Here is a 16,919-nt window from a genome sequence, read left to right on the forward strand (position 1 = left end):
AATAGATAGAAAACATGAAAAAGATAATAATATTATTCATATGCTTAACCAGCTCCATCTGGCATATCTATCCACAAACCAAAGTTAGCGGAATTGTCAAAGATGCCCAAGGAATGGAGATAATTGGTGCTACCGTCCTTCAGAAAGGGACTAATAATGGAATAGTGACTGGAGTGGATGGCAAATTTACTCTTACATTGTCCAACGAAGCAGAACAGACAGTTCTTATCTCAATGATTGGCTTTATAGAACAATCTATTGCCATAAAAAAGAATCATCCTTTTATCAATGTCACTTTGGAAGAAGACATTGCACAATTGGATGAAGTGGTTGTGGTAGGATATGGGACACAGAAAAAAGTATCTCTGACAGGTTCCATTTCTAATGTCGGGACACAAGATTTGAAAAGTATGCCTGTATCAAGTGTTACAAATGCTTTAGGAGGCCGCATCCCGGGACTGGTAACCCGACAAGAGAGCGGACGTCCCGGCGGTGATCAGGCTACAATGTTTATTCGTGGTCGCGCTTCATTGAACGATTCTAGTCCTTTGGTACTGATTGACGGAGTAGAACGCCCCATGGCACAAATTGATCCTGATGATATTGAAACGGTTTCCGTATTAAAAGATGCTTCCGCAACAGCAGTATACGGGGTACGGGGAGCTAACGGCGTGATTCTGGTAACTACCCGCCGGGGACGTGAAGGAGAAACTCGAATTTCTTTCTCGTCTGAATTCGGTGTTACTTCCTTTAATCGTATATCTCAAACTCTAAATTCCGAGTACGTTTCAAGATTTATGCGTGAGGGTGCTATCAATGATGGCTTTGACCCATCTGATACCGGCAATACCCGTGGTATTTTCCTGTCAGAGTATGATAACTATCTCTATCGTACCCAGAAAAGTCCATTTACACATCCGGACAATAACTTTGTAGATATGTTTACGAAAAATGGTCTCCAACAAAAATACAATGTAAACTTGTCCGGCGGAAACAAGACAGTGCGCTACTTTGTCTCTGTGGGATACTTCACTCAAACTGGTATGTTTGAGACAGATGTGGACAAAATTAAAGAACACGAAACGATACAAACTCTTTTAGCAGCCTCACCTGATGTAGCAAAGGGTCTGTACAAAGCAGGTTATAATTCGGAATATAAGTATAGCAGGCTCACCACCCGTTCGAATATCGATATTAACCTGACTGAAGATTTCAAGGTATCCGTAAATCTTGCTTATCGTTTCGGAAGTCAGAACCGCCCCTATGGTTATGATTCTGACGGGCAGGAAGCACTACGCTTGTTCGGTATGTTCTACCGCAATTCTCCTCAAGCATTCCCGATCTTAAATGCCAATGGTACCTATGCTGCTGCCGATGGCATATGGAGACAAAATCCGCTCGTAACATTATGTTATACAGGTTTTTTCCTCAACTTCAACAATAAACTTGAAACAGACTTTACCTTCAAATATAATTTGAAGAAACTATTGAAGGGATTGAGTATAGACGGGAAGTTCTCTTACGATGCCGGCTGGAGTAATAACCGAAGCATACAGCAGCGTCCCAATATCTATCAATATAACCCTGTAAACGGAACTTATAAACAAGGTCTTGAAATGGTATTACCAACAAAGGCCACCAACAAAACGGCAGCTACACACCGTAAGTATATCGAAGCAGCAGTCCGCTATAAACAGTCCTTCTCCGGACATAATGTATCCGGATTGGTACTTTATAATATGAGTTACACCTCCACTCCCGGCGGACGTTATTCTTACGTACCTCATATCTATCAAGCTTTAGTAGGACGTGTAAACTATGATTATGAGAATCGCTATCTGTTTGAAGTTAATGCAGGTTATAACGGTTCAAACCGTTTTGCGGAAGGACACCGTTATCAGCTCTTCCCTGCAGCATCAATGGGTTGGGTACTGACTAATGAACCTTTCTTTAAAGAAAACCCTATCTTAAGCTTTACTAAACTACGCTTCTCTTATGGTGAAGTTGGTAATGACAAACTGGGAGGCTTCTCCTACTATTATCGTTCAGGATATGACGATGGATTGGGGTACACTTTTGGAGAGACACATAATCCTGCGATTAAAGGTCTGATTCAAGGAAAAAGTGCCAATGAAAACATCACATGGGAAGTTGCACGGAAATACAACTTAGGACTTGAGACAAAATGGATGAAAGACAAAATATCTGCCAGTATCGACTTTTTTAAAGAACGTCGTAGTAACATCTTATGTGAACCGGAAAGATATTCTCAGGCAGCCGGTTCAAACGGACTGGCTCCCATAAACTATGGTGTCGTAACAAATCAGGGATATGATCTGGAAATAGGATATCAAGATCAAAAAGGAGACTTTGGATATTCCGTAAAAGGGATTTACGGATATGCCCACAATGAAATTGTAGAGAAAAGTGAATCTGTGAAACCCTATTCCTATATGTCACAAACCGGCAATCCTATCGGACAATTTATCGGCTATATTTCTGACGACTTCTTCAGCTCTTATGAAGACATAGCAAGTTCTCCCATTCAATTCGGACAAGTAAGCCGGCCAGGAGATATAAAATACAAAGATCTGAATCATGACGGAGTGATCGATTCCAACGATCAGGCTCCCATCGGCTATAATCCGGTACCCGAGATGACTTTCTCTCTTGCCGCCGGTTTGAACTGGAAAGGATTTGATTTTAGCCTATTACTTCAGGGAGCTGCCCGTTCCTCCATTTACCTGCAACAGGATATCGCATGGGATAATTTCTGGGGGAATTATTACGAAGAGCATATCGGAAGATGGACACCGGAGACAGCGGCAACAGCTACATATCCACGTTTCACAAAAGCAGCCACTGCCGCACATCCTAATTATTATAAATCCGACTATTGGTTGAAAGACTCCAAATACTTGCGTCTGAAAAACATTCAGTTAGGTTACACTATACCTCGTAAACTATTGAAAAGGTTCGGAGTACGTTCACTTAGAGTATATGCAAATGCCTACAATCTCTTTACATGGGATAACGTAAAAAAGGTAGACCCTGAATCATCGAACAATAGCAATGGACAATTCTATCCACAACAAAAAGTAATAAATTTTGGTATCAACCTGAATTTCTAATGTTTGAAATGAATAATTTATGAGAAAACTATTTATATCCTTTGTAACGGTTGTCCTGCTTACCAGTTGTAGTGCAGATAGCCTGATGAAAGAAACCGAACTGGATCTTACAGATACAGAGAAAGTTTATTCGGACATTACCTTGACCCGCAAAGTCGTATACGACTTGTATGCACGTATGCGCATGGGGAGAGACCGACTTGGTAGCTTTGGCTTTTTGGCAAACATTGGTGGTTCACCTTGTATGCTTGACAACGCAACAGACGATGGAGCTGGAAATACAACCCGTGCCGGAGGTGCAGTCATTCCCGAACTCGAAAAATTTATCAAGGGGGGAATCGATGCTTCCAAAGGCTTGATTGGCAGTGACCACCCATGGACATTCTACTATAAAGCCATTCGTTCTGCGAATACATTCCTGAACAACGTAGACCGTTCACCATTGGAAGATGCAGAGAAGATTTCCTTGAAAAACCAGGTACGCTTTCTGCGTGCATTGTATCACCACGAACTGTTTCGTTTCTACGGAGCATTAGTAATCGGAGACAAAGAACTCGATCCGTTGCTTTATGATGAAATCAAACGTGAATCGTTAGAGACCACCGTCCGTTGGATTGCTAATGAATTCAAAGAACTTGCAGAACCGGGAGTATTACCAGACAAATACGATGCGGCAGACTACGGAAGAGCTACCCGGGGAGCAGCGCTAGGCTATCTGGCACGCACATTACTTTATGCAGCAAGTCCCTTACACAATGCGTCCGGAGTGACCTGGAGAGAAGCGGCTGATGCGGCCTACGATATGATCAAATATTCTGACAACGGAGATTTCTATCGTTTATATGAAGATCCGACCAATCCGGGAAAGAGCTACACACGATTATTTAATACTCGTGCCAATGGTGAGGTAGTCATGGGATTTCTCCGCGCACCGGCAAATGATCTTTACGGGATGATGCCTGCTTTTGATCCTTGGAACGTAAATAAGGAGCTACTGACTTGCCCGGACCAATGGCTGGTAGATTGTTATGATATGCTAGACGGTTCACAACCCATTCTCGGTTACGAATCAAATACGAAAGCGATCATCAACCCGAACTCCGGTTACAATGAAAATTCGCCTTATGCTAACAGGGATCCCCGTTTGGCGCAAAGCATTTTATGTGATGGCGCTACCTGGCCTTTAGTCAATGGTAAGCCAGCTACAATAGACCTGTCAAAATCATATAGATGGGGAAGCGGTTACTTCCTGACAAAGTTTCTGGATGACCGTATCGATCATCGAAAAGGTGGTACCACTTACATGGACTTTCCAATGATGAGATATGCTGAAATCCTACTTGATTATGCAGAAGCCGAGAATGAGGCTGAAGATACGCACACAGCCAGAGAGAAAGCAATAGCCCAGCTTAACAGGATACGTCGCCGTGCCGGTATCACGACAGACTTACTGGCCGCAGATTATAATCAGACAACCCTTCGGGAACGCATACGCAAAGAACGCCGTGTAGAACTTTGTTTTGAAGATCATCGATTCTTTGATATAAGAAGATGGCTGATAGCAAAAGATGTTATGAGATTACCGGCCGTCGGAATAAAAAAAATCAACGGTAAATATCAACGGGTAACTTTAGATACACGTAATTATAACGAGCGCATGAACTTGGCTCCAATACCACAGGATGAAGTTAATAACTGCCCGAATATCTATCAGAATCCGGGATACTAATCTAAATAGAATGTTTACTTAAAAAAATAAAGTCATGAAAACAAATAGTATAATAGCATTAATTCTGTCAATCAGTTTATTTGGATTATTCGGTTGTGCAGATAAATATGAAGTTGATTATGAAGCACCTGTTAAAATAGAATTTACAGGTGTCGATCAGAATAATAGAGTATTATTAGAGAAAGGAGTTGCAGAATACACGGCAACTGTCAAAGTACAGGGAGAAATCATGAGTTTTGAAATCTACCAAGCAGATTCCAAAACCGGAATGCAAGGAAATCTGATAGAAGAAACTGCCCAGTCATTTACAGACGGAACCACTAATTACGAAACAACTTACAAGTTTACTTCTTTAAAAGAAAATGCCTGTATTACAGTAGTTGTTCTAGGTGCCAACGGTCATACGTACCAACGCAACTTATTGGTAGAGATTACTCCTTCCGTTTTATTCGCCGATCCGGATTACGGAAAAGATGGAGAAATAGTAGAGACAGCCTCGGCCTACTATGGTTGTTATTATGCAACATGGCTTCTTGGACGCACCTATATGGCTGCTGATGCCATGAAATATGCAAACGAAGTAGATTTCTCACTCGGAGATGTTATCTTGTCTTCGGGAAGTGAAGCAGTACCTGCTTTTGTTTCACCAGCTAAAAGAAGTGAATATGGTTTGATGACAATTAACGGTTTGCAACATACATTATTTGCTGAAACCTCTTTATCACAGGCGGAATTTAATGCAATCTCCCTGGTAGACTCAACTCCAATAGAAAATCTGGCAGATCCGACCTCCGAAGTTTTAGCTATTCAAGCAAATAAAGTTTACCTGTTCAAAACAGCCAATAGAAAGAAAGGATTGATTTGCATACAAAAAATAACAGCAAAAACTGGCACAATCGAAGTGTCACCAGATAATTGGGCAGAAAACACTAAATACTCATGGGTACAATTACTGACAAAAACCGTGGCGAAGTAAGGCTTCCATTCAAGATACTTTCTCCAATGATAGTATCATAGAATAATTAGAAGAATAGAGAAGTTTTCAGTTTCTACAAGCTTCTCTATTCCAGTTTTCTCAATAGAAGAAAGAAGAAACCGATCATTCTACCATTTTTTTTCCTTTATTGATTAGTATTTTTCCTTCCTTCTCTAATATCTTCCCTACTTTTGTGCAGCATCATGAAAAACATAGTTAATTAAATCACAATAATTATGAACCTAAAAAAACATTTACCCTGGCTGGGAGCTCTACTACCCATTACCAACACACAAGCGGAAATAAAACCCAATGTAGTAATTATTTATATCGATGATATGGGCATCGGTGATATCGGTTGTTATGGAGGTAAGTTCGTTCCTACTCCCAATATCGATAAATTAGCACAGGACGGACTATTATTCAATCAATATTATTCTTCTGCACCGGTTAGCTCCCCATCCCGCTGCGGACTGACGACAGGTCTCTTTCCACTTGAAGTGGGCATCAACACTTTCCTGAACGACAAAGCAGCCAATAAAAGATGCGAACAACGTAATTTTCTGGATGATAAGTTGCCTTCAATGGCACGTGCCTTCCAAAACGCAGGTTACTCAACAGGACACATCGGGAAATGGCACATGGGAGGCGGACGTGACGTGCACAATGCTCCATCTATCAAGAATTACGGTTTTGACGAATACATATCAACCTACGAAAGTCCGGATCCGAACCCGGCAATCACTGCAACCAAGTGGATATGGTCGGATAAAGACAGTGTAAAACGTTGGAGACGTACCGAATACTTTGTAGATAAAAGTATTGAGTTTGTCAAACGTCACAAAGATAAGCCCTTCTTTCTGAACCTTTGGCCGGATGATATGCATACCCCTTGGGTACCGGAATTTAAACAAAAGGAAAGAAAAAGCTGGGAAACACAAGAAGCATTTGCTCCTGTGCTTGCAGAAATGGACAAACAACTTGGACGTTTTATCAAAGCCTTGGATGAGCTGGGAGTGGGAGAAAATACAATCATTATTTTCACTAGCGACAATGGTCCTGCACCTAGCTTTAAATCTGTACGTTCCGCTTATTTGAGAGGTACTAAAAATAGTCTTTATGAAGGGGGGATCCGTATGCCATTCATCGTTAGATATCCAAAGAAAATTAAAGCCGGACAAGTAAATAACGAGTCTGTATTATGCGCTGTAGATTTATATCCGACTCTGTGTTCTGTAGCCGGAATCAAAACAGAAAAAGGTTACAAAGGCGATGGACAAAATTACAAAAAAGTTCTTCTCGGGAAATCGAAAGCCAAACGCAAAACCGATTTAATGTGGGACTTCGGACGAAACAAACATTTTGGCTTTCCAAGAAACCCTTATGACAGAAGCCCCCATTTAGCTATACGCAGTGGAAAATGGAAATTATTAGTGAATGGTGACGGAAGTGATGCGCAACTATACGACATGGAAAAGGATAAATTCGAAAAGAATAATATCGCAAATGAGTATCCTGATTTGGTTACCAAGTTGAGCAAGAAAGTACGTAAATGGTATGCAGAAAACCGAGACCAAGGATTACAAACTAATTAAACAATCATATTCATGAATTCTAAAGCTTTTCTTCTGCCGGCAGCACTGATAATAACCGGCAACACTGCTGCAAATGCCAAAGGGAAAAAATCCGATCAAAGACCTAATATCCTGATAATTCTTGCAGATGACCTTGGCTATTCCGACCTGGGATGCTACGGTAGTGAAATTCACACACCCAATCTGGACAAACTGGCAAAACAAGGAGTCCGTTTCAATCATTTCTATAACACTAGCCGTAGTTGTCCGACGCGTGCTTCCCTGCTGACAGGACTTTATCAACACCAGGCGGGAATCGGACGTATGACTTTCGATGACCATCTGCCCGGATACCGAGGTACACTGTCACGAAATGCAGTTACCATTGCCGAAGTATTGAAAGAATCAGGATACGCAACCAGCATGGTAGGTAAATGGCACATCGCAGAAACTCCGCTACGCAAAGACCAACGTGAATGGCTCGCACATCACGTATATCACGAAACATATTCCGACCTCTGTCATTATCCTGTAAACCGTGGATTTGACACTCACTACGGAACAATCTACGGAGTGGTGGACTATTTTGATCCATTTAGCTTGGTAGAAGGAGAAGTTCCCGTAAAAGAAGTACCCGATGGATACTATATCACACAGGCACTTTCAGATCGTGCTGTGAAAGAAGTGAAAGAGTATGCGGAAAACGATAAACCATTCTTTATGTATTTGGCCTACACAGCACCACACTGGCCATTGCATGCACTGCCTGAAGATATTGAAAAATATAAGGATACCTATAAAGTAGGCTGGGAAGCTATCCGTAATGCCCGTTACGAACGTCAGAAACAACTAGGCATATTCTCTGGTATGGATAATTTCTTGTCTGACAGACAGTTCAAAGATAAATGGGAGAACAACCCGCATGCGGAATGGGATGCACGCGCCATGGCTGTTCATGCAGCGATGATCGACCGTATGGACCAAGGAATAGGACAAGTTATCGATGCCCTAGAAAAGACCGGACAACTTGAAAACACGCTGATTCTATTCCTTTCCGACAACGGATGCAGCAATGAAAATTGTCAGAATTACTCTCCAGGAGAAAATGACCGACCTGATATGACACGTAAAGGAGAGAAAATGGTTTATCCTCATAACAAAGAAGTACTGCCCGGACCGGAAACAACTTATGCATCACTGGGAGCACGCTGGGCGAATGTAGCCAATACACCGTTCCGCTTCTGGAAAGCAAAATCCTATGAAGGAGGAATCTGTACTCCGATGATTGCTCACTGGCCGAAAGGAATCAAGAAAAACATAGGAAAGATGACGCCCGAAATCGGACATGTAATGGACATCATGGCTACTTGTATCGATATAGCAGGAGCTACTTATCCTACCCAATATAAAGGACATGATATCCTCCCATTGGAAGGGAAGAGCCTGGTTCCTATTTTCAAGAACGGACATCGCGAAGGACACGACTACCTAGGATTCGAACACTACAACGAACGTGCATTCCTTTCTAAGGACGGTTGGAAACTGGTTCGTCCGGGGGAAAATGCACAATGGGAGCTATACAATCTGAATGAAGACCGGAGCGAAATGTATAATCAGGCAACACAATACCCTGAAAAAGTAGCCGAAATGACAAAGGCTTACGAAGCATGGGCTAAACGCTGTATGGTAGAGCCTTATCCGGGGCAGAAAAAGAAATAAAAAGAGTTCGATCAATTATTTATATTTTACTCCTGCCGGGAAATATCTTACGATATTACATGGCAGGAGTTTTTATATGTCTTTGTCTGTTTATCATGCCTCATCCGAAACCGGAGGCTGACCTGCATATTCTTTAGGAAGTACCCCATATTGGGCTTTAAAGCACTTCGCAAAATAAGAAGAAGAAGTAAACCCAACCTGTGCAGCAACCTCTGCAATGCGAATACCACTCATTATCAATTCGGCCGCCTTATTCATACGAAGTGTCTTCAAATAATCATTGGGCGACATTCCGGACAAAGCTTTTATCTTCCGATAGAAATTGGAACGGCTCATGTTCATTTGTTCAGCAAGAGTATCTATAGAAAAATTCTCATCTGCCAATTGTCCTGCGATCACCCCTTGTATCTTTGTTACAAACTCACAATCTTTCTGAGACATTGCAAAGTCTGTTGTAGAAACAGTAACCGTATCCCCAGCCAAGCTCACCATTAATTTATGGAAAGACTGCCTCAACTTCAACAGGTTCTCAATCTGCATACGAAGCTGCTTGACAGAGAAAGGTTTCTCAATATATACATCCGCCCCACATGCAAGCCCTTCAACTTTAGCCTCTAAAGTGGTCTTCGCCGTTAATAAAATGACCGGAATATGTGAATAAGATATTTCAGATTTCACCTTGCAGCAAAGTTCCAGACCATCCATCTCCGGCATCATAACGTCACTCACTATTACATCCACATTTTCCTGCGCAAGCACTTCAAGTGCTTCACGACCATTAGAAGCCCTCAACACACGGAACCATTCTGTCAATGACTCACGAATCAAATTCAACAAATCAACATTATCCTCAACCAACAGAACCGTAAACTTCTTTCCCGAATACTCCGAAGAAACGCTATCAGAAACATTCGTATGCTCCGAATGTATATTTACAATATCAGCAGTCTTTCCCGTTTCCCATTCTGTCATCGGAAGAGACAATATAAAAGAAGAACCACCCCCAACATTATCTTTCAGATACAACTCTCCCTGATGGGCCTCTGCCAAGGTTTTCGCATATGCCAATCCGATCCCTGTACCTACTGCTGTAGCTGTTTTATCGTCAGGCAATTGATAAAAAGGTTCAAATATCTTCAGTTTTTGCCCGTCCGGTATCCCGGGACCATCATCATTCACTCGTATCTCATACCCCCCATCAGTAAGCAACAATTTCAAGTCGATACGCGCATGGGCATATTTAATGGCATTTCCCATCAAGTTGACCAAAATCTTACTTAATTTTTCCCGATCCACTGCTGATGTCAGTTCTTGTTCAGGTAGAATAAGCTGTAAATCAATACCTTTTAGTTCAGCAGGACTCGTAAACTGATTATAAACGTCGTTAACCAATTCTTTAATATCACTATTCTTCAGATTCAGGTGCAAGGTACCGCTCTCCATTTTCTGGAAATCAAGCAACTCATTAGTTATACTCAACAAATAGTTTACATTCTTATCTATCACAGATAGATACTTGACATCCTTTCCTTCGCGTTCCTTCTCCAGCAGTTTTTCCAAAGGAAGGCATATCAAACTAAGCGGAGTACGTATCTCATGTACAAGATTGATGAAAAAACTGATCTTTGATTTATAAACCTCTTGTTCTTTAGCAATCTGATATTTTTCCATTCGTCGTTTATATTTGCGTTTAACACGAAGGTTCCATCTCCAAGCCATCCAGACGATCCATCCCAATAGCAAAAGAACATAAACCACATAAGCAAAAGTACTACGCCACCAGGGAGGAGTAATCACCACCTTTAAAGTGGTAGTATTCTCATTCCACTGGCAATCATTATTAGAGCCTCTGACTTCAAACAGATACTCACCGGGAGGTAAATTGGTGTAAGAGGCTATATTGTTATCGGTATTCATAATCCACTCCTTGTCTACTCCCCGAAGTATATAAGAATACCGATTCTTCCCCGGATCTTCAAAGCTAAGAGCGACAAAACGGATGGAGAAACTATTGTTTTCATAAGATAAAGTCACCTTATCAGCCAGATAAAGCGGTTTATCCAATTGAAGCAGTTTCTTCACCTCCTGAACTTCTGTTTGATAAGGCAACCGGATATCAGTCACATAAACCGGAGGAATGTATTCATTATCAACAAACTGTTCCGGCTGAAATACATTAAAGCCATTTATGCCACCAAAATAAATTTTCCCTTCAGATGATTTCAATGAAGAACGGGCTATAAACTGATTTCCTTGCAAGCCATCATTAATTGTAAATTGACGAGAATGTTCTTTAGTGACAGGATTAATCTTAAAAATTCCGGCATTACTGGATATCCAGAAATCACCTCCCTGATCTTGCTCAATAGCATAAATAACCTTGTTGGGTAATAAAGTATTATGCGGATCAAACTCAATGAATCTTTTCTCTTTAGCATCAAAAGAACATAACCCTCCCCCATTGGTACCAAACCACATGGTTCCTTTCGCATCTTCAAACAAAGTGATGACCGAATTACTGGTAATAGTAGTCGAATCTTCTCGCTCATGCCGATAATGTCTCCAGTGAGCATTCATTGTATTACAAGAAAACACACCACTATTGGAAGTTGCGATCCAGAGATGATTGTACATATCCTCATATATATCGACAACAGAAACCATTGAACCGATACTTGTGATGGTCATAAAGTTATCTTCCACAGGATTATAACGGCACAACCCCCAACCTGTACCTACATAGATATCTCCTTTCCGTCCTTTATAGATACACAACACATCGTTACTACAAATGGTATTGGGGATTCCACGCGAGTGAGTATAGGACTTTACTGCTCCTGTACGCAAATTGACAACCCGTATTCCTCCAGCATAAGTACCGACCCATAAATAGTCACCATCCAACATTAAAGAACGAATATCATACTTTTGATTTTTATCTCCTCCAATAGCATAAGGAGAAAGCTCCCGGGTAGTGGCATTGAAAAAATACAAACCACTTTGAGTTCCAATCCAAATATTCCCATCTTTATTCTCACAGAAAGGAGCAACCACTTCCCCAGCTCCCAATACCCCAGCCAGGTAAGCTGGCGAATAATAATCAAAACGTTTAGTTTGCTTCGACATATAGTTGATTCCCCCTAGGTTGGTCAACACCCAAAGAGCTCCTTCAACATCCCACATCATTCCATTGATCGTTTGATCACTCAAGCTTCTCGGATCCGCCGGATTATCCGCCCGTCGGAATGTGTTCGTATCCTGATTGAACAGATAAAGCCCATTATCAGTCCCGACCAACAACTCTTTATCCGTATACTTCAACAAACAATGGACTGCTCCGAAATTAAACACCGAACCACTATAGTTGTCTATAGCTCCGGTCCGTTCATCCAAACGACTCAGTAAATTGTTTCCTGCACCAATCCAGATTTCTCCATCGACATTCAGGATACAGTTCACTCTATAACTATCAGAGGCATCTGTTTCCAATGAAATTTCGTATGTCCGGAGAAACTTCCCATTCTCATCAAAGCACAACAATCCTTCTTGTAAAGAAGAAATATATACCCTCTTTTGATTGACACTCTGACAGAGATCCCAAACAAAAGAAGTTTGAATACTATTTTGAGTTAAGGCCTCAGTTTTCGGATCATAAATAAAAAATCCCTGTCCCAAAGTGGCAATCCAAATAAGACCGTTTTCCGTCTTTATAATCTTTTTAATCTCACTACTGATACACACACCGTACTGCGTAGTTTTATCGAAATAAGAAAAACAATCGGTGTCACGATCATAAATATAAAGCCCGGAATTTGTTCCAACCCAGATATTATGGTCCACCTCTATCAAGGCTTCCACAAAATTGTTTTCTAATGAGAACTTTTCGTTGAGAACATTCCGGTACACTTTATTTCCCCGCCCGTCATAACGGTTCAATCCATCACTGGTACCCAACCAGACAAAGCCATAACTATCTTGAAGAGCACACCATACAGTATTATGAGATAATCCATCCTCTACCTGATATTTCTTGAATGAAAAATAAGGAGACGCGAATAATGTTCCTGTCCAAAATCCAAGCAAACATATTAGTACTTTAGTTAACTTCATTCTACGTTTTTTTTTATTCAACTATCGGTTCAGCCAAGGTTCAGGATTCAACTTTTCTTTCTCCCTACGCAACTGGAAATGCAATACCGTCCGCCCATTATCCGTACCGTCGGAAAAGACCTGGCCAATGGATTGTTTCGTCTTCACCGCATCACCAGCCTTAACGGAGGCAGAAGAAAGATTGCAATAAACTGAAATATAATTACCATGACGAATGAGAACATTAAATAATCCGTTCAATTGGAATACAGCCGCCACTTTTCCATCAAAAATGGCACGCGCCTGTGCACCCGGTTTTCCCTGAATATCCATACCCTTGTTATCCAGTTTCACGTTACGCAAACCCTCTACGGCATATTGTCCGTAATGGCTAGTGATAATATAAGCACCAGATATAGGCATTGGCAATTTTCCACGATTCGCAACAAAGTTACCCGATAATTCCCGATCCGCCTTACTCATGGTATAAACTTCAAGAGGTTTCGATTTAGCAGCCGTTTCCGTTGCAGGAGTTTTTCCCTCCTTACTTTCCTCTTTCTTACGAGCAGTGGCTTCACGACGGGCTTCTTCCTGTGCACGCTTACGGGCACGTTCTATTTCTTCCGCAATTAATTTATCGATACGAGCATTCAGTTGATTAGCTTCCTTGCGTTTTTTATCAATCTCATACTGCAACCCTTTCTGTTTCTTTTGCAAATTAGCCACTAACATACGTTTCTCTTTTTCCTGCTCTTCCAACTTCACCTTTTCGTTTTCACGTTCTTTTAACAGGTTCTCTTTGGCAGCTTTCACCTGTTGAAGTTCAGCTTTCTTCTTGCGTATCTGTTCTTGTTTCTTCAGGATTTCTTCTCCTTGCAGACGTTGATAAGTGGCATATTCACGAACGTATCGCATACGCCGATAAGTCTGTTCGAGATTCTTTGCCGAAAAAATAAACATTAGCTTCTCCTCTATCGACTTATTCTTATACAAATACTGGACAGAAGCTTCATATTTCTTCTTTTTATCTTTCAAATCCTTCTCCAGCCCTCTCAACTGCCGCTCCAATAAAGTTAATTCACGCAGGATAGCCTCCACATCATTGTTGATAGCTATAATATAGCGCTTCCGTTCTTCAATCTGTCCAGTCAACATAGCTAGATTATTCAACTGACTTCCCACATTTTTCTTTGTATTCTTCAATATAGATTCCGATTCGGCAATCTGTTTTTGTAGCACACCGCGTTTACTTTCCAACTCACGAATCAACTTATTCGATTGAGCGAAAAGAGGAACTGCCAACCAAAGGCAACTGATTAGAATAACAAAGAAACGTTTCATCATAATAAAGCTACCAGCATTTTTACTAATTCTTCCAAAGGAACTTGGTTATACTTAGACGTCAGTTCCGTTGGATTCATTGAAAACTCTTGTGTAGAAAACTCATAAAGTTGAACTTTAGCCTTTTCCAATGAAGGAATTCCTATATCTTTTCCTGTCAGCTCTGTCTTTCCACCGGGAAGAGAAGCATCTATCAAAATCTTTTCCAGACGGGAGAATTCCACATTCTTTGAGAACACATTCTTTAAATCAGTTTTAGTGGCACGAACAAAACGTTTATTCATCCTGTCTACCAATAAAATTTCATCGGGAGTAACTTCTATACGTGCCACTTCCATACGCAGAATAGGCATCAATAAGGAGACTTGTACCCGTTCATGAGTTTTCATCTTCATGGTCCCCCCTACAGACATACTTCCCTTCTTGCCGGGAATGGTTAACTGAAGCTTGGAAGCCAGATAACTGGATGTCGGAGCCTTTGTCGAAGTCTTAGTTTCCGAGGTAGCTAAATGCTTCGAACCCTTACAGCCTGCCAGCACTACTACCAACAGTAATAGATAAACTATTCTTTTCATTCCGCAATATATTTCTTCTTTTCTATTTTTTGTTTCAACAGTTTCGACTCACTACCCATTTCCTGTGCTTTCTCCCAGTACTTCAACGCACCTTCCACATCTCCAGTCATAAAATAAATATCCCCGCAATGCTCCACAACCACATCACTTTTCTCACCATCGTTTTTCATCGCATTATCAATATAGATACGGGCTTCAGCATAGTTTCCCTTTTCAAAAAGAATCCATGCATAAGTATCAAGATAGGTCGAATTATTAGGTTCGGCTTTCACCGTTTTATAACTCATCTCTTCCGCTTTGTCCAAGTCACGACGTTCCACAGACAAATAATAAGCATAGTTATTCAATACTCCAACATTGGAAGGATTGTATACCAAAGCTGAATCATAAGCAGCATAGGCCTCTGCCATCTGCTTCTTGGTATGATAAATATCCCCCATAATGGAATAGAAATCTGAAATGACTTCTTTTTTGGTATCAGCGGTTATATGTTCCAATGCTCTATTGCAGACACTCAATACACTATCTATTTGTTCTGCCTGATGATAAGCAATGGCCAAATAATAATAAAGTTCCAATGCATCGGGCGTGGCTTCAATACCCGGTTCGCAAACTTTGATAATTTGCTTGTAGTCTTCCTGCTTCACCGCCGCACTAACCAGCATCAGACGAGCCGCCTTATTGGCAGGATCCAAATCTACCACCTGCTCCAAAACTGGGACAGCTTCCTTTTCCATATTCTTCGACAACAGGTATTGAGAATAAAGCATCGGTATCTGCGGGTCATCTACATCCTGCTTCATCATCCGGTCAAACAGAGCAATTACTTGAGTGCTATCTTTAGCGGCCGACTGTTCATTTTCCACAATCACCTGTCTCATGACATTGATTTTAATATCCGGAGTCACCTTTTTATTCAGCAATAAGGTATCCAGTTGCTGTTGATACAACTCTTTCTGCCCGGTCTGTTCATAATAAGAAGCCATAGAGAAGAGAGCCATCGGATTGTCAGGCTCTACAGCCAGCACCTTCTGGTATGCATCATAAGCTTCCTGCTTTTTCCCGTTTTGAAGGTATACATCCCCTAGTATCACCTGATAACGCATATCCATCGGATATTCCTGTACCAGACTTTCTATTTCCTGAAATGCCTTCTTATCATCTTTCATCTGAAGATAGATACGGAATTTCTCCATAGACAACTGTTCATTCTTACCCAATCGTTTCTCTAAACGGTTCAATGTCGAAATAACATCATTATATTTCTCCTGACGACCGTAAATATCAAGAAGAGTGAGCAAAGGGTCCTGCTTTGACGGGAAACGGGCTACCATCTTCTCAAGCAAAGCCGCAGCCTTATCCAATTCATTTTGTTGCTGATACAGACTAACCAATCCCTGACTATACCAATAGTTATCAGGCTCAAAAGCTACAGCCTGTTCCAGAGCAACCTGACCTTGCGGTACTTGGCGAAGGAACATATAATATTGGGATATTTCATAAAGCGCAGAAGAGGCAGAAGGATTGATATCCAAACAATGCTGTAACAAGCAAAATGCCGCATCATACTCTTTCTTTTCTTTCATCCGCATGGCTTCCAAAAAGAAGTAGTCATACTTACGCTGTTTCTCAGCAGGAATCAAAAACTCCTTCACCACAGAAGCTCCACTTGCTTTCGCTACAGTTTTTTCTGTACGCACAGAACGGATGCCTCCACACGAAGTGAGCATCAATATCGTCACCAACAACCATCCTATTTTTATTCTCATTCTATTTTCCCAATTA

At 41.2% G+C, this 16,919-nt stretch carries 9 protein-coding genes; 5 read left to right on the top strand and 4 right to left on the bottom strand.

Going from position 1 to position 16,919, the window contains the following annotated elements; genetic code table 11:
- Positions 1 to 14: 14 nt before the first annotated feature.
- The 5 genes from AB9N12_RS05905 (at position 15) to AB9N12_RS05925 (ending at position 9,129) form a co-directional block, all read left to right on the top strand.
- A complete protein-coding gene (locus tag AB9N12_RS05905; RefSeq protein ID WP_369890518.1) occupies positions 15 to 3,131 on the top strand; it encodes a SusC/RagA family TonB-linked outer membrane protein in 3,117 nt (1,038 codons plus the stop codon).
- A 19-nt stretch (positions 3,132 to 3,150) separates the two neighbouring features.
- Entirely contained in the window at positions 3,151 to 4,860 is a 1,710-nt protein-coding gene (locus AB9N12_RS05910) for a RagB/SusD family nutrient uptake outer membrane protein (RefSeq protein ID WP_369890520.1), read from the top strand.
- 34 nt (positions 4,861 to 4,894) lie between these two features.
- Positions 4,895 to 5,836 carry a hypothetical protein gene (locus AB9N12_RS05915; RefSeq protein WP_369890522.1) on the top strand — a complete coding sequence of 314 codons (942 nt, stop codon included), beginning with the start codon at positions 4,895 to 4,897 and terminating at the stop codon, positions 5,834 to 5,836.
- A gap of 236 nt (positions 5,837 to 6,072) precedes the next feature.
- Entirely contained in the window at positions 6,073 to 7,431 is a 1,359-nt protein-coding gene (locus AB9N12_RS05920) for a sulfatase-like hydrolase/transferase (protein WP_369890524.1), read from the top strand.
- Positions 7,432 to 7,443: 12 nt separating this feature from the next.
- On the top strand, positions 7,444 to 9,129 hold the full coding sequence (locus tag AB9N12_RS05925; RefSeq protein ID WP_369890526.1) for an arylsulfatase: 1,686 nt from the start codon (positions 7,444 to 7,446) through the stop codon (positions 9,127 to 9,129).
- 93 nt (positions 9,130 to 9,222) lie between these two features.
- On the opposite strand, the gene AB9N12_RS05930 is transcribed toward AB9N12_RS05925, so the two are convergent.
- The 4 genes from AB9N12_RS05930 to AB9N12_RS05945 are packed head-to-tail and all read right to left on the bottom strand — an operon-like array spanning position 9,223 to position 16,903.
- On the bottom strand, positions 9,223 to 13,239 hold the full coding sequence (locus AB9N12_RS05930; RefSeq protein WP_369890528.1) for a two-component regulator propeller domain-containing protein: 4,017 nt from the start codon (positions 13,237 to 13,239) through the stop codon (positions 9,223 to 9,225).
- 21 nt (positions 13,240 to 13,260) lie between these two features.
- A complete protein-coding gene (locus AB9N12_RS05935) occupies positions 13,261 to 14,562 on the bottom strand; it encodes a murein hydrolase activator EnvC (protein WP_369890530.1) in 1,302 nt (433 codons plus the stop codon).
- Positions 14,559 to 15,134: a DUF4292 domain-containing protein gene (locus AB9N12_RS05940; protein ID WP_369890532.1), complete on the bottom strand. Its 576-nt coding sequence runs from the start codon at positions 15,132 to 15,134 to the stop codon at positions 14,559 to 14,561. Before AB9N12_RS05940 ends, AB9N12_RS05935 begins: the two co-directional genes overlap by 4 nt.
- Positions 15,131 to 16,903: a tetratricopeptide repeat protein gene (locus AB9N12_RS05945; protein ID WP_369890534.1), complete on the bottom strand. Its 1,773-nt coding sequence runs from the start codon at positions 16,901 to 16,903 to the stop codon at positions 15,131 to 15,133. Before AB9N12_RS05945 ends, AB9N12_RS05940 begins: the two co-directional genes overlap by 4 nt.
- Positions 16,904 to 16,919 lie beyond the last annotated feature (16 nt).

Origin of the sequence: Bacteroides sp. AN502(2024) (assembly GCF_041227145.1) — a bacterium.
Lineage (GTDB): Bacteria > Bacteroidota > Bacteroidia > Bacteroidales > Bacteroidaceae > Bacteroides.